Below are 23,716 nucleotides of genomic sequence, written 5' to 3'. Positions count from 1 at the left end.
CCCCTTGTCAATCTTCCTTCGCCAGCCCTTCAACCAGCGGGACAAACCGAACCGGCTGGAGCTCTTCATAATCGAACCCCGTCTCGTGGCGGACCACCCGGATCAGGCTCTGCACCGTATCGGACTGCCCGACGGGCAATACCATGATACCGCCAATCTTCAACTGGGCCAAGAGCGGCCCGGGCGGGTCTTCGGCGGCTGCAGTCACCATTATGCGATCAAACGGCGCCTGATCGGGCAGGCCGTGGCTGCCATCGGCGCAGAAGGTGGTGATATTGCCCATCCCCATCCGTTCAAAGATCGCCTGCGCCTCGCGCACCAGCCGGGGATGCCGGTCAATCGTATAGACCCGCCGCGCCAGATGGCTCAGCACCGCCGCCTGATAGCCCGACCCGGTGCCAACTTCCAGCACCCGGTCGCGCGGCTGCACCTGGAGCGCCTGGGTCATCAGCCCGACGACCGAAGGCTGCGAGATGGTCTGCCCGCAGGAGATCGGCAGCGGCATGTCCTCATAGGCGCGTTCGGCAAAAAGCCCGCGCAGGAATTCGCCCCGGTCCACCTTCTCCATCGCGCCCAGCACGCGGGCGTTGGTCACGCCCCGCGACCGCAGGGTGAAAAGGAACTGCATCTTCAGCTCCGGGGCGGAAAAATCATCGCTCATTCAATGACCTTCAGCGACTCCAGCATGTCATGCGCCGTCAGGTCCGCCCGCATCGGCGTGACGGAGATGTAATTGTCGAGGTTCGCCGCCGCATCCGTGCCGGGCGCCGTCATCGCCCGCTGGTCCGACCCCTTGATCCAGAGAAAGGTCTTGCCGGACGGCGACTGGTGCGGCTCCGTCGTGAACCCGGTGCCGGGCCGGAAGCCCTGGCTGGTCACTTTGATGCCGCGCACCGCATCCGCCGGGCAGGGCGGAAAGTTGATATTATAGAAGAGCTTATAATCCGCCTCATCCGGCCCCATCGCGGCCAGCACCTTGCGGATGACCTCCACGCCATAGACGGCGGAGGCCTCGAAAGGATTGTCGATTGTCCAGTTGTCGGGGCCGAGATATTGCGACAGCGCAAAGGCCGGATAGCCCTGCAGCGCCCCCTCCATCGCCCCGCCCAGCGTCCCGGAATAAAGCGCGTTTTCGGCAGAGTTATTGCCCCGGTTCACCCCCGACAGGATCAGGTCGACCTTTTCGCCCGCCAGCACCTCGTGCAGCCCGGCCAGAACGCAGTCGGCAGGGGCACCTTCCGCCGCAAAAGCCTTTTCCCCCATCTGCGACAGCAGCATCGGGTGGGTGTAGGAGATCTTATGCGCCACGCCCGACTGTTCAAAGGCGGGGGCGACGGTCCAGACCTCGCCTTCCGGCCCCGCAAGCTCTGTCGCGATTGCGTGCAGCACCTTCAGCCCGGGTGCGTTGATACCGTCGTCATTGGTGATGAGAATCCGCATGGGCCTGCTCCGTCTCGCGCGCTTTGGCCCTGCATAGCTGCGGGGCCGGGGGGCGGCAAGCGGTCGGGGAAGATGGCCCGCCCTATGTCGCGAATTCCTCACAGCGCAGGTCGATCAGCCGGTCGATCAGCGCATCGGGGCAGGCTGTGTTCAGCGGCAGGGAGAGCGCGCCACTGCTGCGGGCCAGACCCTCCGCCAGCGGTCCGATCCGGTCGATCACCTTGCCGGAATGGGGATAGAGCCCGATATGCCGGGCCCAGCCGGCATAGCCGATCAGCATCTTGCCCGCCCCGGGGCCCTGCGTGATGCGGAACCCGGGCATGCGATAAGAGATGACGGGCTGGACCATGATCTGCCGCGCGGCGATGCGCCCGGCAATCTGGTCATGCAGGGCGCGCAGAAGGTCCTGCTGTGGCTGGGGCTGGGCCGAGAGATAGGCCTCTATCTCTCGTGGCAGGCTCACATCAGCTCCGGCAGAAGCGCTGCCGCAACCTCATCTGGATGGGTCAGGGCGCTGCGATCCTCGCCCGGATGGAACCGGGCCCGCAGGGCCGTGGGCATCGGCGCGGGCGTCAGCACCTTGACCGTCGGTCCCGTGGCGCTCGTCTCCGCCGCCCAGACCTTGGCCAGCTGGATCTGCGCGGCCTTGGTTGCCCCGTAGGCGCCGTGGAATTTTTGCCCCGCCGAAGGATCGTCAAAGAAAACCGCCTTGCCATTGGGGCCAAGCAACGCCCCGATATAGGGGATCAGGATGCCGATGGCGGAGACATTGCATTCCACCGATTTGGCCCAGTCCTTGGCATCGATATGATTGGCGGGCGCCAGCGGCGGCGTGTGGATCGCCGTATGACACCAGAGCGCGGCGCCGCCCCAGCGGTCATGTACCGACCGGCACAGCTGCGCCATGGCATCGGCATTGGTCACATCCATCGGCGCCAGCGTCGCGGCGCCACCGGCAGCCTGGATGGCGTCATCCAGCTCTTCCAGCGCGCCCACGGTACGGGCGACGGCCACGATGTGATGCGTGGGGGCAAGCGCCTTGGCCAGCGCGGCACCAAGCCCGCGGGAGGCGCCGGTGATAAGGGCGATCCGGTCTGTCATGCGCGCCGGTTTGGCGGCTTTGTCGGGGGGCGTCAAGGCCCGCAACAGGCTCAGCCCTGCGGCATGGTGAGCGTTTCGATCGTGCCCATGCGGGCGATCTGCACGACACCTGCACCAATCGCCTGCACTCTGCCCTGACCGACGCCCAGCCGGTCACCGGGCGCGACCTTCTTCACCTCGCCATTGGCCATGCGGATCAGCGCCTCCGGGCCCTGCGGTTTCACCATCGTGCCCAGCAGCGCGACCGTGCTCAGGTCCAGCGCATCATGCTCTGTCGCCTCGCGGGCGACGGCTTCGGGGGTATCAGACATTCATGCCTCATCATCATTCTGCGGCGTCTCTGCGGACGCGGAGGGGGCTCATGACGGAGGACGATTGGAATGGAAAGGGGCGGCGGGCGGTCCTGCATACAGGTGGCGGAGAGGCGCCGATGCCGTTGGGGAAAGGGCGGCCATGGATCGCCAGTTGGGCCTTGGTTACAAGGTTTTGAATAGGGCGTGAGGACGCAGGGCGCGCGCTGCCATTTGCCGCCGACCCATGAAACAGCGACGGCCCGGCGATGCCGCCGGGCCGTTCGAGGGGTAAGCATTTGACAGGCAGTTGAAAGGCGCAGGCCAGTGGCCTCGCCCCGGGCGGTTACTCCGCCGCCTTCAGCTCGAACCCCTTCTCTATCATATCCGACGGCTCCACCGGATATTCGCCGGAGAAACAGGCGTCGCAATATTGCGGGCAGGAGGCATCACGCCCCGAAGCCTCGCCCACGGCCCGATAAAGCCCGTCCAGCGAGATGAACTTGAGGCTGTCCACCGCCAGGTGCTCGCGCATCTCGTCCTCGGACATGGTTGCGGCCAGCAGTTTTTCCCGCTGCGGCGTGTCCACCCCGTAGAAACAGGGCCAGGCCGTCGGCGGAGAGGCGATACGGAAATGCACCTCGGCCGCGCCCGCATCAAGGATCATCTCCTTGATCTTGCGGGAGGTTGTGCCGCGCACCACCGAGTCGTCGACCAGAATGACCCGCTTGCCCTCGATCAAAGCCCGGTTGACGTTCAGCTTCAGCCGCACGCCCATGTTCCGGATCTGCTCTGTCGGTTCGATGAAGGTCCGGCCCATATACTGGTTCCGGATGATCCCCATCGCATAGGGAATGCCGGATTCCTGGCTGAACCCGATCGCCGCAGGCGTGCCGCTGTCGGGCACGGGGCAGACCAGATCGGCCTCCACCGGAGCCTCGCGGGCCAGTTCGACCCCGATCTGGCGGCGCGTCTCATAGACCGACCGGCCACCCAGAACGGAATCGGGACGGCTGAAATACACATGCTCAAAAATGCAGAAGCGTGGCGATTTCGGGCGGAAGGGACGGCGCGATTCCAGACCCTTCTCGGTGATGACCACCATCTCGCCCGGATCGATTTCCCGCACGAACTCCGCCCCGATAATGTCCAGCGCGCAGCTTTCGGACGACAGAACATAGCCATCCGCCACCTTGCCCAGCACCAAGGGCCGCACGCCCAGCGGGTCGCGCACCCCGATCAGCTGCGTTTCCGTCAGGGCGACGACGGAAAACGCGCCTTCGACCCGGCGCAGCGCATCTTCCATGCGTTCGGGGATGTCCTTCTGCAAGGATCGCGCCATCAGATGCACGATGCATTCGCTGTCCGAGGAGCTCTGGAAAATCGAGCCACGCTCGATCAGCTCCCGCCGCAGGGAATCGGCATTGGTGATATTGCCGTTATGCGCAATCGCTGCCCCGCCCATGGCGAATTCGCCAAAGAAGGGCTGCACATCGCGGATTTGGGTCGCACCTTTCGACCCGGCGGTCGAATAGCGGACATGGCCGATGCCGGTGGTCCCCGGCAATGTCTCCATCACGCTCTGCGAGGTAAAGTTGTCACGCACCAGGCCAAACCGGCGGGCGGAGTTGAAGCCTTGTTCGGCATCATGCGTGACGATGCCGCCGGCCTCCTGTCCGCGATGTTGCAGGGCATGCAGGCCGAGGGCGACGAAATTCGCCGCATCGGTCACGCCGATTACGCCGAAGATGCCGCATTCCTCGCGCAGCTTGTCGTCGTCGAGGGCATCCCAGGGATGGGCGGGCAGATGTTTTTCGCTGTCAGGCAGGTGACGGGACAAGGGGGCAGCTCCGAATCCGTTCGTTTCCTGCCCCTAGTTAAGACCTCTGACCGTCACTGTCACGAAAGGATCACACAAGTTTGCGTGTCAGATCCGGACAGTGGCAAAAACGTTGCCGCAGAGCAGCATCATACGCCGCAGACGCCGATCAGCTGTTCATACTGTTCGGTCACCCAGCCAAGCGCGGCCTGCGGGTTTTCCTGTTCGATCCGGCCGGTCAGCTGGCCAAAGACCTGGGCCGAGCGGCTGTTGTCGACCACGGCCGTCCGCTGGGTCGAAAAGATCGTGGAATAGAGGAAAAACGCGATTGCGACGAGCAGGATGCCCCGTGCCACGCCAAACAAGAACCCGAGCGCCTGGTCAATTCCGCCAAGCGCCGACCGTTGCACGACCGAGGAAAAGAGCGGCGTGAAGAGCGACGCGATCAGCAGCACCACCGCAAAGACCGCCGCAAATGCGGTGATGATCGACAATTCGCAATTGTCAGAGATGAACGGCCCGATAAAGGGCACTTCCTTGACCAGCGGCGCGACATTGGGGGCGAAGATAAAGGCGAGGATGCCGGCGGCGATCCAGCCACCGATGGCCAGCGCTTCGCGAACAAGCCCGCGCGAATAGGCCAGCAGGGCCGACAGGACGATGACCACCGCCACGACCGCGTCGATAATAGTGAAACCTTCCATCTGCCCGTCCCTTGCCTGCGCGGCCTATCCCGCGCCGAATACGTCACCCACAACCGCCGTCAGATCCGGCATTTCCCGCAGGCTCATGCCGCCCCGGCCCGAGGCTTTCCCCCCGGCAGGCGCAATTGCGGAGGAGAAACCAAGTTTTTCCGCTTCTTTCAACCTGTTTTCCGTCTGGCCAACGGGACGAAGCGCACCGGAGAGGGAAATCTCGCCAAAAACAACACATTCAGCAGGCAGCGCCACGTCTTCCCTTGCCGAAAGCAAAGCCGCCGCAACAGCCAGATCCGCCGCCGGTTCGCTGACTTTGATCCCGCCCGCGACGTTCAGATAGACGTCGAGCCCGGCAAAGGGGATGCCGCAGCGCGACTCGAGCACGGCGAGGATCATGGCCAGCCGACCGCCATCCCAGCCCACCACCGTGCGGCGGGGCTGGCTGTGCGGGGTCGGGGCGACCAGCGCCTGAAACTCGACCAGCACGGGGCGCGTCCCCTCGATCCCGGCAAAGACCACCGACCCCGGCGCGGGCTTGCCGCGTTCCGACAAGAAGAGCGCCGACGGGTTGGTGACTTCTGAAAGACCCTCGCCCGTCATCTCGAACACGCCGATTTCGTCCGCCGGGCCAAAGCGGTTCTTGACCGATCTCAGGATGCGGAACTGATGTCCGCGTTCGCCTTCGAAATAGAGCACGGTATCCACCATATGCTCCACCACGCGCGGTCCGGCGATCTGGCCCTCCTTGGTCACATGGCCGACAAGGATCACGGCAGAGCCGCGCCGCTTGGCAAAGGTTGTCAGCTCCTGCGCCGTGGCGCGGACCTGGCTGACCGATCCCGGCGCGCTGTCGACATTGTCCGACCACATGGTCTGGATCGAGTCGATGATCACCAGATCGGGCCGTTCTTCGTCCAGCGTCGTCATGATGTCGCGCAGGGAGGTTTCGGTGGCGAGCTTCACCGGCGCCTGTGTCAGCCCCAGCCGGGCGGCGCGTAGCCGCACCTGGGCAGAGGCTTCCTCGCCCGAGATATAAAATGTTTTCAAACCGTTGGTGGCAAATCTTGCAGCGGCCTGTAACAGCAGTGTCGACTTCCCGATTCCCGGATCGCCGCCCACCAGAATGGCCGAGGCGGGAACCAGACCGCCGCCCAGAACCCTGTCCAGCTCCTCCAGTCCCGAGGGGCTGCGCGGCGGCGGGTCTTCCTTGGTCGAGAGGTCCGAGAGCGCCAGACGGCTGCCCCGCGCGCCTTTCAGCGCCTTGCCGGGGCCCGACGACAGCGGCTTTTCCTCAACCAGCGTGTTCCATTCGCCGCAATTCTCGCATTGGCCCGCCCATTTGGGATAATGGGCGCCGCAATTCTGGCAGGTGTAGGAGACGACAGCTTTGGCCATACCACAGCTTGTGCCTCAACCCCGGTAGGCGGTCAATCACAGAGAGGTCGGATCCCGATCTTCTTACGGCGTGGGTGTCGGGTCCCTGTCTGTCGGACCGCGGAGCGCGGCCCCGCGGTCCCTTTGACCCAATGTCAGCGATTTCCTGCCGATCAGCCCTGTCGGGATCGCGCAGGCGCACAACCTACCGCGCCCGCATCGAATTTACCCTTTGTCCATAGAGATATCCACAGGCTCAAAAAGATACATGCCGTGAACATATAAAGGCCCCAGGCGGTTTCCACCCGGCCCACGCCCAGGCTTTTGATAACAGTTATGTAGAGAGCGATAAGAAACACATCCGCCATCGCCAATTTGCCCATCCATCCCAGCACCGGCAGAGCACGCGGCGACAACCTGCCGAAATGGATCATCGCCAGGCAAATTGTCTTGACCAAGGGGGCGAGCAGGGCAAAAAGCGCCACAACCGATGCGAGAAACCGGTCCGTCTCCCACAAGGAGGTCAGACCCGAGAGCACGGAAATCTCCGACATTCCGAAGATCGGCAACAGCCCCGCGCGAACCAAGGGTGCCATCCAGGCCACGGGGAAGAGCACCAGTAGCGACAGGTTCATCAGGACAATCGGGCGCAAGGCTCTCTCCGGGCTTTGCCCCGATATGGGGAGGGCAGGGCGGATTGCCAGCCCTTCAGCGCACCGCTTCGATTGGCCCCTCGGCCCGGCCATGGATGAACTGGTCGAGATAGGGATCGCCGGAGGCATCCATTTCTGACACCGGGCCGGTCCAGCGGATCTTGCCCCCGTGCAGCATCGCCACCTTGTCGGCAATCGCCCGGACCGACGACATGTCGTGTGTGATGGTCATGGCGGTCGCCCCCATCTCCACCACGATCTCCCGGATCAGGTCGTTGATAACGCCCGACATAATCGGATCGAGGCCGGTGGTCGGCTCGTCAAAGAAGATGATCTCCGGCTCTGCCGCGATGGCCCGGGCAAGGCCCACACGCTTCTGCATCCCGCCCGACAGTTCTGCCGGGAACCGGTCGGCGACATCGGGTTTCAACCCGACACGGCGCAGCTTTTCGATCGCGATCTCCCGCGCCTCTTCTTTCGGCCGTTTCAGCGCGCCGCGCATCAGCCGGAAGGCGACATTCTGCCAGACCGACAGGGAATCAAACAGCGCTCCGCCCTGAAACAGCATGCCGAACCGCGCGAGGAAGGCATCGCGATCCCCCGCCGCCGGCGGCTTGCCGTCGACCAGGATCGTGCCGCTGTCCGGCTGGATCAGCCCCAGCACGCATTTCAGCGCCACGGATTTGCCGGTGCCGGACCCGCCGATGATCACCATCGATTGGCCTTTCGGCACCTCCAGCGTCATGCCGCGCAGCACCTCATTGGTGCCGAATGCCTTGTGAACGTTCTGGTAGGAAATCATACCGAAAAGAAAACCCCCGTGAGCAGGAAGTTCGCCGCGAGGATCAGCACCGAGGCCGCCTCCACCGAGGATTTTGTCGCCGCGCCCACGCCCTGCGCCCCACGGCCGGAGTTCATGCCGGAATGGCAGCCCATCAGTGTCGCGATCACGCCAAAGGCCGCGCCTTTGACCAGTGAAGAGATCACATCAAGCGGCTCAAGGAAATCGACAGTATTCTGAAGATATGTTGAAGCGTTGAACCCCAGCGACCGCACGGCCACCTGATAACCCCCGAAAATCCCGATGATATCCCCGATGCCGACGAGGATCGGCACGGTGATCAGCCCCGCCAGCACCCGCGGCACGGTCAGGTATTTCATCGGATGGGTGGACAGCGTGACCAGCGCGTCGATCTGTTCGGTCACCTTCATCGTCGCGATCTCTGCCGCGATGGAGGAGGTGACGCGTGCCGCGATCATCAGCCCGACCAGCACTGGCCCAAGCTCTCGGACCATGCCGATGGCCACGATCTGCGGTACCACGGCCTCTGCATCGAAACGGGCACCGCCGGAATAGATCTGCAGCGCCAGCGCGCCGCCGGTGAAAAATGCGGTCAGCCCGACAACCGGCAGGGACAGCCAGCCGATATGCAGAAGCTGAACGACAAATTCCCGGCCGTAAAACGGCGGCGTCACCAGATGCCGAAGCGTCTGCCCGGCAAAGATGGACACCCGCCCGATGACGGCGAGGAATCCCAGAACCGTCGCGCCGATGCCGCCCAGAAGACGCAGCACCGCTCAGCCTCCCTTGTAGCGGCGTTCCGCCCGTGCACCGAGGGAAGTCAGCACCTCATAGCCGATGGTTCCGGCATTTTCCGCCACCATATCAACGGTCTGCTGCGGCCCCAGCAGGGTCAGCCCGCCCGGCACCTCGTCCAGATGGGTGATATCCACCCCGATCAGGTCCATGGAGATCCGGCCCCGGATCGGACAGGGGACATCGCCCGCATAAAGACTGGTCTTCGGCGCCACGGCGCGGTGGATGCCGTCGGCATAGCCGGCAGCGACGGTGGCGATCTTCGACACCTCTGTCGCGGTCCATGTATTGCCGTAGCCCACCGTCTCTCCGGGCTGCAGCTCCCGCACCTGGATGATTGGCAGATCGAACCGGACAACGGGCTGCGCCTCCGCATAGGGCATGCCGCCATAGAGCCCGCAGCCCGGCCGCGTCACGTCGAAGTGAAACTCCTTGCCCAGCAGAATGCCGCCCGTGGCCGACAGCGACCGGGGCACGCCCAGCCCTTCGGTCATCTCGCGGAAGGTCTGTAGCTGCTGGCGGTTCATCTCATGCTCGGGCTCATCGGCGCAGGCCAGATGCGACATGATCATGACCGGGTTCTGATCCAGCGCAATATCCTTCAGCGCGGCCCATTCCGCCGGTTCCATCCCCAGCCGGTTCATGCCGGTGTCGAGCTGGATGCCAAAGCCATGGCCCGGCAGCGCCTCAACATGGCGCAGCATCTGGTCGATGGAGTTGATCATCGGGATCAGCCCGAGATCGCCGATCATATCGGTATCGCCGCGCATATGGCCTGAGAAGACGTAGACCTCGACATTCGGGCCAACGGCCTGCCGCACCGCCGCGCCTTCTTCGGCCACGGCGACAAAAAACTTGCGGCAGCCGGCTTTGGCCAAAGCCCGGCAAACCGGCTGAACGCCCAGCCCATAGCCATTGGCCTTGACCGCCGCGCCGGTTTCGGTCGCGCCGGCCGAGGCCTTGTCCAGCGCCCGCCAGTTGGCCTGAAGGGCGTCGAGATCGATCGTCAGTCGTGCAGTGCTCATGTCGGGCTTTGTGGCGCTGCGGTGACATCTTCGCAAGGGGATTTGCGCAGCGCATGAGCGGTTTGGCGCGATCTGTGACGTCGCGTCATGTCTGGACGGGCTGCGGGCTCAGGGTTCCCAGCTGCGCATGTAGTTCTGCCAGATCTTTTCCCCGACCAGACAGTCGTAGGAACCGCCCGCCTGAGCCTTCTGTACCCGTGCCCGCGCCACCGGCGCGGCAGGCGGCGGCATATCGCCCGCGATCTCGAGGATCAGCTTGCGGCGGATGGCCCCGGCAAATTCCGTCCAGCTGGTCACCGGGATCACGAAACTGCCCGGCCCGCCGGTCACACAGTTGATATAATATTGATCGAGGTCGGGCAGGGTCCACTGCCCGCCAAACCCCTCGTCGGTCATCAGCGGCAAGCCGTTGATCACGATCCCCTGCGCCAGCACCCGGTCCCGCGCCGCCAGCACGGGGCTGCCGTCGTTATTGGGCCCGTCGCCCGAGATATCGATCACCCGCCTGAGCCCCGAAAACCCGTTCCCCGCGAAGAACTCCGCCCCCGAGGTCAGCGCAGCAGAGATCGACGTGCGCCGCATGCCGGTCGAATAATGATCCGTCAGCGCCTGCGAAAAGGCCGCTGCATCCTCGCGTGACCGGATGATGGCCCAGTCATGCACCACCCGCTGCGACGTATGTCCGGCCCATTCCACATAGGCGATGGCCACATTGCCCAGCATGCCCCCCTGAATGGCCGCGATCACTTCGCCAGAGAGCAGCGCCTCGGCATAGCCACGGCGTTGGATTTCCAGCTCGTTCGGGGTCATGGAGCGGGAGACATCGACCAGCAGCAAAAGCTCGACATCGACCTCAACCGCGGTCGGGTCCCAGGGTTCCACCTGGGCGAGAAGGGGGGAGGGGCCAGCGACAGCCAGCCAGATGGAAAGCAGGAGGGACCGCATAAGAAATTGTCCCTCAGATCGGGCGATTCCGTCCAGCATTTTGGTGGCTCTCACGCGCTGGTGATGGCGATCAGCCGGTCAGAGCTCCATCTGTGCGTAATTGATACGCCGGAATTCCAGACCCAGAGCCTGATAGAACGGAGCCGCGCTGTCGCTGTCCGGATCAATGCCAAGCCAGGCGCTGCCACAGCCCTGTGCCTTGCCATAGGCAAAGGCATGGCGCAGCAACTCGGTCCCGATTTTTTGCCGCCGGTGTGTCGGCGCGACGCCCAGATTGTCGATATACAGGGAGGGCGCGCGGTCGGGGCCTTTCAATACCATGGCGAGGCATTGACCCACGACCAGATCCCCATCGACCGCCACGAGCAGCAGGTGGTCCGGCGTCGCCAGCATGTCGGACAGCCGGTCCGGATCGATCCGGTCGTCAAAGACCTCGTCCGCGATCCGATCCAGCACGCCCGTATTATCCGGCAGGATCCGGATGACCCTGATCATCAATAGCCCGCGTCAGTGCCCTGCTGCCAAGGCTTCACGAGGTTGCCAAAGCGGGTGAACTCCGCCTCGAAGCTCAGCTCGATCGTGCCGATAGGACCGTGACGCTGCTTGCCCACGACAACCTCGGCCTTGCCATGCAGCCGCGCCATGCGCTCCTGCCAGGCGGCCATTTCGTCGAGCTTCTCGTCGGAGGGCTTTTCGCGTTCCACGTAATATTCCTCGCGGAACACGAACATGACGCAGTCGGCGTCCTGTTCGATAGAGCCCGATTCCCGCAGGTCCGACAGCTGCGGCCGCTTGTCTTCCCGGCTTTCCACCTGACGCGAGAGCTGCGAGAGCGCGATCACCGGGATGTTCAGCTCCTTGGCGATGGCCTTGAGGCCCATGGAGATCTCTGCGATCTCGTTCACCCGGTTCTCTGCCGTGCCGCGCACCAGCTGCAGGTAGTCGACGATCAGAAGGTCGAGCCCCACGGTGCGCTTCAGCCGGCGCGACCGCGCGGCAAGCTGGGCGATCGGGATCGACGGCGTGTCGTCGATATAAAGCGGGCAGGCCTCCAGCTGTTTGGCAGCCTCGACGAAACGACGGAACTCTGCCTCCGACATATCGCCCTGACGGATCTTGTGTGAGGAGATTTCAGAGGCCTCGGCCAGAACCCGTGCGGCCAGCTGCTCCGCGCTCATTTCGAGAGAGAAGAAGCCCACCACACCGCCTTCGACGGCGCCTTCGGTGCCATCGGGCAACTGACCGCGGCGATAGGCCTTGGCGATGTTGAAGGCGATATTGGTGGCGAGCGAGGTCTTCCCCATCGACGGCCGGCCGGCCAGGATCAGAAGGTCGGACTTGTGCAGCCCGCCCAGCTTCTTGTCCATATCGACCAGCCCGGTCGAAATGCCTGCCAGACCGCCATCCCGCTGGTAGGCGGCATTGGCCACGTTGACGGCCTCTGTCACGGCCGAGAGGAACGACTGGAACCCACGCTCCGACGACCCCTGTTCAGAGAGCTGGTAGAGCTTCTGTTCGGCCTTGACGATCTGTTCCTTGGGCTCGTTATCGACAGCCACGCGCTGCGCCTCGGCGGCGATGTCATGGCCGACGCGGATCAGCTCGCGACGGATGGCGAGGTCATAGATGATCTGGGCATAGTCGCGCACCGCATAGGCGGCGATGGCAGCACCGGCGAGGCGGGCGAGGTAGCCCGGGCCGCCCAGCTCCTTCAGACCCTCGTCATGTTCGAGGTTGGCCTTCAGCGTCACCGGCGTCGCCAGCGCGTTCTTGGCGATCTTGGCGGCGGCGACTTCAAAGATGCGGCCATGCACGGGTTCGTAGAAATGATCCTTGCCGATGATCGAGGCGATCCGGTCATAGGTGTCGTTATTGGTCAGCAGGGCGCCCAGCAGCTGCTGCTCCGCCTCGATCGAATGCGGCATCGTATCGGCCTGGGCCACCTCGGGCGCCGGCGCGCCGCTGGCGTTGAATGTCGTGATCTCGTTCATCTGCTCATTGCCCCCAAATCAACCTTTACCGGCCTTGCGACCGTGGCGGTTCCGTTGCGGCGGTGCGGGTTTCCGGGAACTCGGGAGTGTGCCACGCATGTCCCCCGCGCAGTCACACCCCTGTCCCTTGCCTATCCGTCCCCTTCGGAGCCGTATGGTCCGGTTCGGCCTTGAGCCTGATCCCGAACTTTAACTTCCTAGTAGGGATTTCAGATACCGGAGCCGCCGCGGCCCAAGCAATATGTATATCCTGTGGATAAGCTTTGGATGCTTTGCAACCTACCATATGTGGTGGGGTATGTCTTTGAATTTGCCTGATCTGGGTGAATTCCTGCCAATGCCGCAGCGTCCTGTTTTTGGGCAAAAATTCTGTTGCCGCGCGAATGACGCCATTTCGCATCGGAAAAAGTTAACGCCGCGGTGCGGAATGGACGGGCGGCGCGGTGTCCTGACACCACCCGCCCGAATCGACCCCGCTCGCGGCGACTCAGCCGGGCATCCGGGCTTCCTGCCAGGGACGCGGCGCGCGCAGGAAGGCTTCCACCTCGTCCAGCGTGTCCGGATCAAAAGACCCGCGGCGGCGCGCCTCTGCCAGCACGTCCCACCAGGTGCAGAGGTGGTGCAAGGCGACGCCGTGATCGCCCAGCGTCTTCTCCGTCTCCGGGAAGATGCCGTAGTAGAAGATCACAGCGGTATGGGCGCAGGAGGCGCCGGTTTCGCGGATCGCATCGACGAAGGAGATCTTGGAGCCGCCGTCGGTCGTCAGATCCTCCACCAGCAGCACGCGCTGGCCTTCGGTCATCTGCCCCTCGATCCGGGCGTTGCGGCCATAGCCCTTAGGCTTTTTGCGCACATAGGTCATGGGCAGGGCCATGCGTTCCGCGACCAGCGCGGCAAAGGGAATGCCCGCCGTCTCCCCGCCCGCGATATTGTCGAAGGCCTCAAGCCCCGCGTTGCGCATCACGGTGATCGTCAGGAAATCCATCAGGGTCGACCTGATGCGGGGGTAGGAGATCAGCTTGCGGCAGTCGATATAGGTCGGCGAGGGCAGGCCCGAGGCCAGCGTGAAGGGCTCTGTCGAGTTGAAATGCACCGCTTGGATATCCAGCAGCATGCCTGCGGTCAGGCGGGCGATCTCTTCGCGCGGAGGGTAGCTGGTGGGGATCATGATCGGGCCTTTCTGCGGCTGGAGAGGGCGGATGCCTCCGGCGGGAGTATTTTTGCCAAGATGAAGGGGCGGGGGCGGTCCTGCTTGTCAGGCCGACCAGTAGACCGGGAAACCGGGGTCGAAGACGGTGACAGGGCCGGCCGCGCAGTCGATCTTGGCGGGGAATTGGGTGGGCGTGTCGGATTTGGTGAGGGTGAGCGTCGTCTCGTTCACCGGCAGGCCGTAATAGGTCGGGCCGTTGAGGGAGGTGAACGCCTCCAGCTGGTTGAGCGCGCCTTCGGCCTCGAACACATGGGCGAGGAGGGCCATGGTGTTGGTGGCGGTGAAACAGCCGGCGCAGCCGCAGGGATGTTCCTTGAGGTGGTCGGGGTGCGGCGCGGAATCGGTTCCGAGGAAGAAGCGCGCGTCGCCGGAGGTGGCGGCTGCGACAAGAGCCTTGCGATGTTCCTCGCGCTTGGCGACGGGCAGGCAGTAGTAATGCGGTTTGATCCCGCCCACGAGGATGTGGTTGCGGTTGATGATCAGGTGATGCGTGGTGATCGTGGCCGCAAGGTTTTCGGGTGCGGAGCGGACATAATCGGCCGCCTGCGACGTTGTGATATGTTCCATCACCACCTTGAGGCCGGGCGTGGCGCGGCGGATCGGGTCCATCACACGGTCGATGAAGACGGCCTCCCGGTCGAAGATATCGACCTCTGCCGTGGTGACCTCGCCATGGGTGCAGAGCGGCATGCCGATCTCTGCCATTCTCTCCAGCACCGGGCGCACCTTGTCGAAATCGCGCACGCCGGAGGCGGAGTTGGTGGTGGCGCCTGCCGGGTAGAGCTTGACCGCGCGGGCGATCCCGTCGGCATAGGCGCGGGCGACATCCTTCGGGTCCGTATCCTCGGTCAGGTAGAGCGTCATCAGCGGCTCGAAGCTCATACCCTCGGGCAGGGCCGCGAGAATGCGGTCGCGATAGGCGGCGGCCTGGGCACCGGTCACCACCGGCGGCACGAGGTTGGGCATGACGATGGCGCGGGCGAAATGACGCGCGCTTTCCGGCAGGACGGCGGACATCATCGCGCCGTCGCGCAGGTGCAGGTGCCAGTCATCGGGCCGGCGGATCGTGAGGCTCTGGGTCATGGCCTGCGATTACACAAGCCCGGCGCGATTGGGAAGGGGGCAGGGGCGGCTCAGGCGTCTTCCGTCTGGCGCAGACGGCGGGCAAATCTGGGCGCGTTGTGGATGGAGGTCACCCCCCGGCACCAGCGCACGGCCAGGTCATTGCGGCCATCCGCATCCAGCCGGTTCAGCACCGCCCGGAGATACGGCAGGAAATTGCGCCTCTGCCGCCAGAGCTTGGCGAAGGTAGCGGCCGACAAATCCCCACGCCCTGCCGCGCGCAGCAGCGGCAGAAGCCGGCGCATGGTCATGAGTTTGCCCTGCAGCCCGTCGCCGAGATAGCGCAGACGCAGTTTGGTCACATTGGGACGGGTGAACAGGGCCACATGCATCGCATCCAGCGTCTCATTCGGATCGTAAAGCAGATAGGCCCGGTCGGCGGCGTCGATCATGTCCGGCGCATAGCCGTAGCGGCTGGTGAAATCCATGCGCCGCAGGTCGGCAAAGCGGTCGTCCCATTCGGTGACCGCAGGATCGAGGGTCGCCTGCGGCTGGATTGCAATCACCGTGCTGCCGGGCGCCGCGACGGAATAGGCGCAGGCGGCATAGCCGCAGGGGCCGGTTCCGAAAAAGACCACGCGATCGAAATCTTCGAAAAACCCGTCATCCACCTGCCGGTCGAAAAACCGGTAGATGCTCTCATGGCGGAACCAGGTGTCCCCGTCGCAGGCCAGAAGCAGGTGCGACCATCCCTCCGATTGGGCCAGGCTCCAGCCCAGAGGGCGGGCGCCTTCCCCCAGCGACCGGATGCCCTGCATGGTTTCGAAGGTCACCAGCAGCACGGGGCCGCGATCCAGGAAGGCTGCGAAATGGCGCGGATCGAGGGGCTGGTAATAGCCGTCCTCTTCGGCGATCTCTCCAAGCTTTTCACGCCAGCTTGCACTATCGAACCCGGTCAGATCGATAGTGGACAGATCGGCGGGCGGGGGCGCGGCGGTCATGAAGGCTCCTGCGGATTCGTGTCGGTTCGACCCTTAACTAATACCGGAAACGGGCAAAAGGGGGTCACAAAAACGGGACTTCCGCGGCAGCTCTCCGGCAGGCTGCCTTAGTCTTTCGCAACCTGTGGCGGCGTCTGTGCCTCCTCCCGGGCCATGGTCGCATACCGCACCAGGAAGCGGGCCTCGTTCAGCGGCACGACCCGGGTGGGCGGTGTCATCAGAAGACGCCCGAACAGCGCCCGGTAGGGTTCCTGTTTCATCAGGTATTCGAACCGTTCCTTGCGCCACGCCACGGCAGCCTGATGCAGCGGGCCCAGCTGGGGGTCTGCTTTCAGCCGCTTGAGCTCGCTCAGCATCGGATCGGACATGTTCAGGATCGAGGTATCTTCGGTGGCGCTGAAATTGCGCTCCACCCAGTAATCGACGCCCAGCATGTGGTCCGAATGCACGGCGCGGCCGCGATCGGCTTTGACCACGTAATTCTCCATCGACCCGAGCGGGTAGTGATTGAGCTGCGCCAGCCGGTAGTTCGGACGGCCATAGGTGTTGAAAATCCGGGTCCGCTTGAACTGTTCATCCAGTTCGCGCCCGTGGCAGTCGAACCAGCGTGTCGCGTCCACCCGCGTCGGATCGGGCGAGCGTGGCCTGTGAACCCCCAGCTTCGAATAGGTTCCGTCATTGCGATACAGCGTTTTGAACATGGCCGACCGCCAGGGCCAGAACATGATCTCCGGTGCCGCCATGATGAAATTATGGGTCACCGGTTCATCGACAAACCGCGCCTTGCCGCCGCAGCCGAAGAGCCGCCAGGTCAGCGTGATCGCCGTCGCGTCCGGCAGGGCATCGAAGAGTGATCGAAGATTGCGCTCTCCGACGTGAATATTGACGAATTCATCGACATCGAGCGTGAGGATCCAGTCGGCCTCCTTCACGATATCCATCTTGTCGGCCATCTTCAGGGCCGTGAACTGGATGCCGCCCTGATCATATGGGCCGTCATTGCGGATATGGGTGACCAGCCCCATTTCCTGCAACTGGTCCAGCATGTCATCGGTGCCGTCCTGGCAATCATTTGAAAATATAAGGAAATCGGTAAAGCCGACCGCCCTGTGATGGGCCAGCCATTCCAGCAGATAGGCGCCTTCGTTGCGCACGGTGAGAACGGCGAGACAGCGCATTACTCGGGCCTCGAAAAGGTGACGACTTTGGCGTTGGACCGCCGCGGATTGTAGATGAGCCCCGCCTGCGACATGGCATCGAAGACGCGGCCCACACCTTTCAGACCGATATTTTGCGGATGCAGTTCGACCACGGCCGCGCGCAGTCCGGTCAGGTCGAGACGCGGGATCAGGTCGACCTCCGCCCCTTCGATATCGCAGACCAGCACATCGGCCTGAAGCGCCGCGAAAGTCTCCCGCGCGGGCTTCATCGGCACCTTGACCACCTCCGTCACGGAGCCCGCCGGTTCCGGCAGGAGGGAAGAGGCCACGAAGCTCCGCCGGACGTAGAAATTCACCTCCGCCTCCGCCGGGCCGAGGATCGCATTCTCGATCACCACATTGGTGATGTTATTGGCCTCCATCACCCGGGCGATGCCGGGGATCAGGTTCGGATTGGCCTCAATCGCATGCACGATGCGCGGCTTGCAGCGCTGCACCATCAGCGCCGAGAGATAGCCGATGCCCGCCCCCAGATCGACGACCCGGTCGCCGCGGCGCACGATCTTGAGCACCGCCTCGCTCTCCCGCGTTTCGTAGTCGTCGGCGCGCAGGAAGTCCATCAGACGGGGCGTCAGACCGGGCAGGTCCACGGGGATGCGCACCCCGCGGGAGGTGATCACCTGTTCGTCCTGATGCTGCGTCTGCGTGTCCATCTCAGCTGTCCACATCCAGCGATAGGGCAAAGGCCACCCGTTCCGTCGCATTGAGCTTGATCGTCAGCGCCTTGTCGTAAAGGTCCTGAAATTCCGGATTATCGTGCAATTCCTTTGCCTTGGCCTGATGCCAGCGGAACCCTTCGTCATGCAGGCAGCACAGATCCGGATCGGCCATCAGCGCCGCAATTTCGGCGCGCATCCGGGGCAGGTTGCGCTGGATGGTGAGATCGGGGTGGTCGCACCAGTCCATCCGGATCCAGTAGCTCAGCCCGATGGAACGGTCGACATGTAGCGCGCGCCCGCGCTGCCGCTTGATCAGGTAACTCTCGGCCGACCGCAGCGCATAGTGGTTCAGCTGGATCATGTCATAGCCGATGGAGCGTTTGGAATTGCGCCACCCGTTTTTGATGACCTCTTTGGTCATTGGCTGGCCGGAGCCATTGACCCAGACCACCTTATCGGCCTTGTCTTCCACCAGCTTGTTCGGCCGGTGGCACGACAGTTTCTCATAGGCGCCGATATTGCGGGTCATCGTCTTGAACCCCCAGGCCGTATGCGGCTTGGGACAGAATTTCGGGGCACAGGCGGAAAACTGTTCGATCACCGGCGCGTCGGCCAGCGCGGTCACGCCGTTATGGCCAAACAGCCGCCAGGTCATCGCGACATTGGTGGCTTTGGGCACCCGGGCAAAAACATCGTCCAGCGTGCCATTGCCGACCCGGATGTTCACGAACTCGTCCACGTCGATATGGGCGATCCATTCGGCATTCTTGATCACCGGCTCTTCCAGCGCCGCATCCAGCGCATATTGCTGCGGTGAATTCCCCTGCCAGCCGTCATTGTTCCGGTGATGCACGATCCCCATCGCATCCAGACGCTGCAGCAGCCTGTCGGTGCCGTCCGTACAATCGTTGGTATAGATCAGGAAATTGTCGAACCCGATGGCGCGGTGATAGGCGACCCATTCGATGATATAGGGCGCCTCGTTCTTCATGCAGCCGACGATGACCCGGCCCGTGCTGCCCTCTGGCAGTTCGCGCGGCGGGGCAGGGGGGAAGGCCTCCTCCAGCACATCCTCCTGCACCCGGCCCAGACGGTTGTGCGGCTTGAAGGAATTGCTCTGCAGCTCGGCATATTTCTCCAGCGCGGCGGGGGACAGCACTTCCCGCGCCTCGTCCGAGACCATCTCTGCCGGGTCGGGTTTCTCCTCCGGCTCGGAGTCGCCGTTCAGCACGGCCACGTCCTGCAACTTGGCCTTTGCCTCGTCGGCAGAGGCCTTCTCGATCCGCCAGAACCAGGCCAGCAGATATTGCGAGGCGCGGAACCCCATCTCCGGATCCGCCTCCGCCCAGTCCGCCCCTGCGGGGACCGGCGCCATGCGGCTGAGGTTCAGCCCCGGCTGTGTCTCTGCCAGTTTCAGAACCCCCGGCGCGAAACGGCGCGAGATCGGCGAGAGCATGGCGGCATCAAGCGGTGCACCGTCGACCTTCACCTCATCGACGAACCGCTTCCAGAGCTGACGGGGCAGGACATGCTCTGTCGTCCCCAGCAAACGCAGCAGCGCCGCGTTGATCTGCCGCCCGCGGGTCAGCCAGGCGGCAGAAGGCTCCGCCGGTTCTTCCCAGGGCGCGGCCTTGCCGATGGTCTGGGTGATGTCGAAGGCGGCGCGCAGCTCCTCCGTCACCTCCATGCCGGACCAGACCTCCGGATCATAGGTCCGAAGCCGCACATTGCCCGCACCGAAAACGCTCTCCCAGTGCGCAACCAGCCTGGGGTAATCGAGCCAGAAGGCCGGCGTCTGCGTCCGCAGGAACAGGCCCTTGTCCGGCTCCGGTTCCGGCGCGCGTTCCAGGCAGGCCTCCCACCAGTCGGGCGCCTCCAGCATCTTCAGCTCCATCCCCAGCGACCGGGCGCGCCCCTCCATCACCTGTTCGGCATAATGCCGGGACAGGGCGCGGGCGGGCTCGTCCACGTAGGCCGTCACGGTAATGTCGTCCGATATCGGCGAAAGCACCGCCTTTAGCGTCTCCAGCTCCGCCTTGGTCGTCAGGCTGGTGGCCAGCTGCGACGCCGACAGGATCATGACATCCGGCTTCGCCTCCTGCGCGGCCTTCAACAGCCCCTCCGCCACGAAATCGCGCAGCCCGGTCTGCTTCTCCTCGGTGATGAAGCCACGGTTGAACCGCAACGGATCAACCTGTTCGGGCGCCGTCACCGCCATGAAAAGACGCGTGTGGTTCTTGGCCCCCACAACCCTTGGGAAAAGCACACCCTTTGCGGCCAGCTGGTCACGTTTTTCGGCCAGCACATCCTGCATGCGGTCCGCGCCGCAGCTTTCCAGCCCGATATGAAGATGGATCTTCATGCCTCACCCGCCTTGGCTGCCGCCAGATTGCGGTTGGCCACACCCCACCAGGGCACGGGGCGCCCGATGAACGATGCCAGCTGATCCGCCGCATCCTCTGCCGCCATGTCCAGCAGCAGGAAATGCGGGTCCTCCGCGAAATACCGCGTCAGCGAGCTATAATGCCCCACGATCCAGCGCACCCGCTCCGCATCCTCCGCGCCATAGCCCAGCGGCAGGCCGGGCAGGGGTGCCTTGACCATCCGCTCCACCATATTCGTCCAGTTGAGCATGGAGGTGCTGATCTCCTCCGCCTCGCGCCAGGTGGCGACAAAGCGGATATCGGGATGGACCTGCCGCAGCGCCTCGATCAGCCCAAAATCGAACTGAGGCCAGGCCGGGTTATTGACCCGCAGCGCCGAGATCTCGGAAAAACCGTCGAATTCCTGTAGCTCGGCCAGCGGATCACCCGACGCAAAATATCCCTTGTAAAGAAGGTCGGCCACAAAGGCCTCCTCAAGCTCCGGTCGTTTCGTCTCCCCGGCATGGACCCGGTGGTCGGCCACATGCAGCCCGGCCCGCCGCAAGGCCCGGCCCAGCGTCGTCGTGCCCGATTTTGGCAGGCCGAGGTTGACCACACGCAGCCTCATCCCTTGACCTCCGCATAAGGCGAGGGCGGCAACGGCAGACCCAGCATCGACAACAGCGCCTCTTCCGCCGCGCAGACCGTCCCGGCCTCCTTCAGCTGCTGCCTCATCGCCTGATATTCCGGCTTGGCCAGCAGCGCATCCCGCTTGGCCCGGTGCAACGCGCAGGCCTCCACATGCAGCATGGCGACGCCGGGCAGGGCCATCAGCCGCTTCATCTCCGCCGTGACCTCCGGCAGATAACGGTGGATAGAGGTGTCTTCATGCGCCACATCATTGCGTTCGCGCCAGTAGCTGTCGTCAAAGGCCCGGTGTTCGCGGTTCACATCGCCCCGGTCGTTTTTCACCAGATAACTGTCGAGCGAGCGCAGCGCATAATGGTTCAGCGTCGCAAAGTCGCGCGCCCCGGCGGCGGGAAACTTCCGGATACGCCGCTCATTCGCCGCGATCAGAAACTTATGTGGCACCTTGCGCCCCGAGCCGTCCGTCCAGGAGGGCCGTTTCTTCGGCGGCAGCTTGCCTTTGAAGAAGGGCCGATGCGCCCCGTAATACTGCAGCGGAAAATCGTTTCGGATCAGGCTCTTCACCTCGATCGCGAACTCGCCGCACCAGATATCGGGGTTATGCGACCGGGTGAACTGGCTGATCACCGGCCGGTCGACATAGTCCTCCACACCGGCATTGGCGAAGAACTGGAAGTTCACCGAAATCGCCTGCGGATCGCCACAGGCCGCGATCAGGCCGGGGATCGTATGATCGCCCACATGGATGTTCAGGAACTCATCCACATCTGCGATCCAGATCCAGTCCGCCTCGGCCACCACCGGCTGGTTGCGCGCATCCTTCAGCGCTTCCATCTGGTAATTGCGCCCCTCGGCCGGGTTCGGCAGATGCGTTACCACGCCCGCGGCCTGCAGCTTGTCCAGAATTCGGTCGGTCGCGTCATCGCAATCGTTTGAATAGAATAGGAAATCCGTCACGCCAATGACGCGGTTGAAGGCGATCCATTCCAGCAGGAACGGGCCCTCGTTCTTGACACATGTCACAGCGGTTATGCGCATCGCACCCCCGCGGAAAGCTGCCGTGACAGCATTGCCGATGTCCTCAATCTACCCGACGTCCCTGGCCTCCGGGATACCATAGCCCCGAAGCCTTATTCTCATTTGCCCTAATTTCGCATCTGCCTGCCTGCACGTCAACATATCGACCGTTAAGGATGTGTGACCACAACGTGACGCAGACTTGACGCCCGCCGTGCCAGATGCAGTCTCTCCTGCACGAAGGGGAGGATATCATGACGCCACCGGCATCCATCGAGGACGTCCAGACACTGCTCGCAGGCCAGGATTACGTGGCGGGCCGGGCGCTCTCCACCGTGGTCTTTCTGGCGCTGAAACTGGGCAAGCCGCTCTTTCTCGAAGGCGAACCCGGCACCGGCAAAACCGAAATCGCCAAGGCCATCGCCGCCGCGCTGGGCCGCCGCCTGATCCGCCTGCAATGCTACGAGGGGCTCGACGCCGCCTCCGCCGTCTACGACTGGAACTTCCCGGCCCAGATGGTCGCGATCCGCACGGCAGAGGCCGCAGGCACCGCCGATCGCGACACCCTCCAGTCAGAGCTTTTCAGCGACCGCTACCTGACCGAACGGCCCCTCCTGCAGGCCATGCGCCCCCAGCCCGGCGGCGCCCCCGTCCTGCTGATCGACGAGCTCGACCGCACCGACGAACCCTTCGAGGCCTTCCTGCTGGAGGCGCTCTCGGATTTCCAGGTCACCATTCCCGAGCTCGGCACGATCCGCGCGCCCGAGCCGCCCATTGTCATCCTCACCTCCAACCGCACGCGGGAGGTGCATGATGCGCTGAAACGCCGCTGCCTCTACCACTGGGTCGACTACCCCGATTTCGCGCGGGAGATGGAGATCCTGACAGCCCGCGCCCCCGAAGCCTCCGATCAGCTCTCCCGGGAAATCGTCGCTTTCGTCCAGAAGCTCCGCACCGAGGACCTCTTCAAGAAGCCCGGCGTCGCCGAAACCATCGACTGGGCGAAATGCCTGCTGGCGCTCGACGTCATCTCGCTCTCTCCCCAGACCATCTCCGACACCCTGGGCGCGATCCTGAAATACCAGGACGACATCGCGCAACTCGAAGGCTCGGAGGCAAAGCGCATCCTGGAGGAGGCCCGCGCCGGCCTCCCCCCCTCCTGAGACGCCCCGCATGACCCCCATCGCTCATGCCATTGACCATCTCGTCCTCACCGTCCGCGACCCGGAGGCCGCCGCCGCCTTCTACGCCCGCACGCTCGGCCTCGAGATCATCCGCTTCGGCGACAACCGCCTCGCCCTGCAGGTCGGCCAGCAGAAGATCAACCTCCAGCGCCTCGGTCAGGAAACCCGCAACCATGCCGCCATCGGCTGCGGCGACCTCTGCCTCCTGACAGCCCTGACGCCCGAGGAGATCATCGCCCACCTCACCCACCAAGGCATCCCCATCACTGAGGGCCCCGTGCAGAAAACCGGTGCCATGGGCCCCTTCACCTCCGTCTATTTCAACGACCCCGACGGCAATCTGATCGAACTCAGCCGATACCCATGACCCGCGCCCCGCTCTTTTTCTTGCCGGAAATATCCTCGGGGGGGGGAGCCGC

The 23,716-nt window shown here is 63.9% G+C and carries 25 protein-coding genes; 2 read left to right on the top strand and 23 right to left on the bottom strand.

All coding sequences use genetic code 11. The features are described from left to right. Nucleotides 1-7 precede the first annotated feature (7 nt). The 23 genes from ACRARG_RS03250 to ACRARG_RS03140 all read right to left on the bottom strand — a co-directional run bounded on the left by ACRARG_RS03250 (nt 8) and on the right by ACRARG_RS03140 (nt 22,134). The gene (locus ACRARG_RS03250; protein WP_432688542.1) at nt 8-661 is read right to left on the bottom strand and encodes a protein-L-isoaspartate(D-aspartate) O-methyltransferase; all 654 of its coding nucleotides are present in this window, start codon (nt 659-661) and stop codon (nt 8-10) included. Next, the gene (gene surE, locus ACRARG_RS03245) at nt 658-1,440 is read right to left on the bottom strand and encodes a 5'/3'-nucleotidase SurE (RefSeq protein WP_432688541.1); all 783 of its coding nucleotides are present in this window, start codon (nt 1,438-1,440) and stop codon (nt 658-660) included. Before surE ends, ACRARG_RS03250 begins: the two co-directional genes overlap by 4 nt. Nucleotides 1,441-1,522: 82 nt before the next feature. Next, entirely contained in the window at nt 1,523-1,903 is a 381-nt protein-coding gene (locus tag ACRARG_RS03240) for an iron chaperone (protein ID WP_432688540.1), read from the bottom strand. Further along, on the bottom strand, nt 1,900-2,541 hold the full coding sequence (locus ACRARG_RS03235; RefSeq protein WP_432688539.1) for an SDR family NAD(P)-dependent oxidoreductase: 642 nt from the start codon (nt 2,539-2,541) through the stop codon (nt 1,900-1,902). Before ACRARG_RS03235 ends, ACRARG_RS03240 begins: the two co-directional genes overlap by 4 nt. Nucleotides 2,542-2,591: 50 nt before the next feature. Next, complete coding sequence (locus ACRARG_RS03230) at nt 2,592-2,852, bottom strand: pilus assembly protein PilP (protein ID WP_432688538.1); 261 nt, start codon at nt 2,850-2,852, stop codon at nt 2,592-2,594. Nucleotides 2,853-3,177: 325 nt separating this feature from the next. Beyond that, nucleotides 3,178-4,671: an amidophosphoribosyltransferase gene (gene purF / locus ACRARG_RS03225; protein WP_432688537.1), complete on the bottom strand. Its 1,494-nt coding sequence runs from the start codon at nt 4,669-4,671 to the stop codon at nt 3,178-3,180. Nucleotides 4,672-4,799: 128 nt separating this feature from the next. Further along, entirely contained in the window at nt 4,800-5,354 is a 555-nt protein-coding gene (locus ACRARG_RS03220) for a CvpA family protein (protein ID WP_432688536.1), read from the bottom strand. Nucleotides 5,355-5,378: 24 nt separating this feature from the next. Further along, nucleotides 5,379-6,743: a DNA repair protein RadA gene (gene radA / locus ACRARG_RS03215; RefSeq protein ID WP_432688535.1), complete on the bottom strand. Its 1,365-nt coding sequence runs from the start codon at nt 6,741-6,743 to the stop codon at nt 5,379-5,381. A 152-nt stretch (nt 6,744-6,895) separates the two neighbouring features. Then, a complete protein-coding gene (locus ACRARG_RS03210) occupies nt 6,896-7,357 on the bottom strand; it encodes a paraquat-inducible protein A (RefSeq protein WP_432691307.1) in 462 nt (153 codons plus the stop codon). A gap of 73 nt (nt 7,358-7,430) precedes the next feature. Then, complete coding sequence (locus tag ACRARG_RS03205) at nt 7,431-8,177, bottom strand: ABC transporter ATP-binding protein (protein ID WP_432688534.1); 747 nt, start codon at nt 8,175-8,177, stop codon at nt 7,431-7,433. Then, nucleotides 8,174-8,950 carry an MlaE family ABC transporter permease gene (locus ACRARG_RS03200; RefSeq protein WP_432688533.1) on the bottom strand — a complete coding sequence of 259 codons (777 nt, stop codon included), beginning with the start codon at nt 8,948-8,950 and terminating at the stop codon, nt 8,174-8,176. The genes ACRARG_RS03205 and ACRARG_RS03200 overlap by 4 nt, the downstream gene beginning before the upstream one ends. A 3-nt stretch (nt 8,951-8,953) precedes the next feature. After that, entirely contained in the window at nt 8,954-9,997 is a 1,044-nt protein-coding gene (gene alr / locus ACRARG_RS03195) for an alanine racemase (RefSeq protein ID WP_432688532.1), read from the bottom strand. Between the two features lie 108 nt (nt 9,998-10,105). Continuing rightward, nucleotides 10,106-10,942, bottom strand: coding sequence for a DUF1194 domain-containing protein (locus tag ACRARG_RS03190; protein WP_432688531.1), 837 nt, complete (start codon nt 10,940-10,942; stop codon nt 10,106-10,108). Nucleotides 10,943-11,020: 78 nt separating this feature from the next. Then, on the bottom strand, nt 11,021-11,437 hold the full coding sequence (locus ACRARG_RS03185; protein ID WP_432688530.1) for a GNAT family N-acetyltransferase: 417 nt from the start codon (nt 11,435-11,437) through the stop codon (nt 11,021-11,023). Further along, nucleotides 11,437-12,933: a replicative DNA helicase gene (locus ACRARG_RS03180; RefSeq protein WP_432688529.1), complete on the bottom strand. Its 1,497-nt coding sequence runs from the start codon at nt 12,931-12,933 to the stop codon at nt 11,437-11,439. Before ACRARG_RS03180 ends, ACRARG_RS03185 begins: the two co-directional genes overlap by 1 nt. Nucleotides 12,934-13,420: 487 nt before the next feature. Continuing rightward, nucleotides 13,421-14,101: an orotate phosphoribosyltransferase gene (locus tag ACRARG_RS03175; protein ID WP_432688528.1), complete on the bottom strand. Its 681-nt coding sequence runs from the start codon at nt 14,099-14,101 to the stop codon at nt 13,421-13,423. 87 nt (nt 14,102-14,188) lie between these two features. Beyond that, entirely contained in the window at nt 14,189-15,226 is a 1,038-nt protein-coding gene (pyrC, locus tag ACRARG_RS03170) for a dihydroorotase (protein ID WP_432688527.1), read from the bottom strand. Nucleotides 15,227-15,276: 50 nt separating this feature from the next. Beyond that, nucleotides 15,277-16,206: a phosphoadenosine phosphosulfate reductase gene (locus ACRARG_RS03165; protein ID WP_432688526.1), complete on the bottom strand. Its 930-nt coding sequence runs from the start codon at nt 16,204-16,206 to the stop codon at nt 15,277-15,279. Nucleotides 16,207-16,313: 107 nt separating this feature from the next. Beyond that, complete coding sequence (locus ACRARG_RS03160; RefSeq protein ID WP_432688525.1) at nt 16,314-17,384, bottom strand: glycosyltransferase family 2 protein; 1,071 nt, start codon at nt 17,382-17,384, stop codon at nt 16,314-16,316. Then, nucleotides 17,384-18,079 carry an FkbM family methyltransferase gene (locus tag ACRARG_RS03155; protein WP_432688524.1) on the bottom strand — a complete coding sequence of 232 codons (696 nt, stop codon included), beginning with the start codon at nt 18,077-18,079 and terminating at the stop codon, nt 17,384-17,386. Before ACRARG_RS03155 ends, ACRARG_RS03160 begins: the two co-directional genes overlap by 1 nt. 1 nt (nt 18,080) lies before the next feature. Then, complete coding sequence (locus ACRARG_RS03150) at nt 18,081-20,447, bottom strand: glycosyltransferase family 2 protein (protein ID WP_432688523.1); 2,367 nt, start codon at nt 20,445-20,447, stop codon at nt 18,081-18,083. After that, nucleotides 20,444-21,076, bottom strand: a complete 633-nt coding sequence (locus ACRARG_RS03145) for a sulfotransferase (RefSeq protein WP_432688522.1) — start codon at nt 21,074-21,076, stop codon at nt 20,444-20,446. The genes ACRARG_RS03150 and ACRARG_RS03145 overlap by 4 nt, the downstream gene beginning before the upstream one ends. Beyond that, complete coding sequence (locus tag ACRARG_RS03140) at nt 21,073-22,134, bottom strand: glycosyltransferase family 2 protein (protein WP_432688521.1); 1,062 nt, start codon at nt 22,132-22,134, stop codon at nt 21,073-21,075. Before ACRARG_RS03140 ends, ACRARG_RS03145 begins: the two co-directional genes overlap by 4 nt. Nucleotides 22,135-22,367: 233 nt before the next feature. Here ACRARG_RS03140 and ACRARG_RS03135 point away from each other — a divergent pair, with 233 nt between their 5' ends. Together ACRARG_RS03135 and ACRARG_RS03130 are read left to right on the top strand one after the other, a co-directional pair. Next, complete coding sequence (locus ACRARG_RS03135; protein WP_432688520.1) at nt 22,368-23,276, top strand: AAA family ATPase; 909 nt, start codon at nt 22,368-22,370, stop codon at nt 23,274-23,276. Between the two features lie 10 nt (nt 23,277-23,286). Further along, on the top strand, nt 23,287-23,664 hold the full coding sequence (locus tag ACRARG_RS03130) for a VOC family protein (RefSeq protein ID WP_432688519.1): 378 nt from the start codon (nt 23,287-23,289) through the stop codon (nt 23,662-23,664). Nucleotides 23,665-23,716 lie beyond the last annotated feature (52 nt).

Source organism: Pseudooceanicola profundi (assembly GCF_050897955.1).
In the GTDB taxonomy this organism is placed as follows: domain Bacteria; phylum Pseudomonadota; class Alphaproteobacteria; order Rhodobacterales; family Rhodobacteraceae; genus Pseudooceanicola.
The sequence above is the reverse complement of the archived record's forward strand: the minus strand, read 5'-3'. Positions and strand labels throughout refer to the sequence as shown.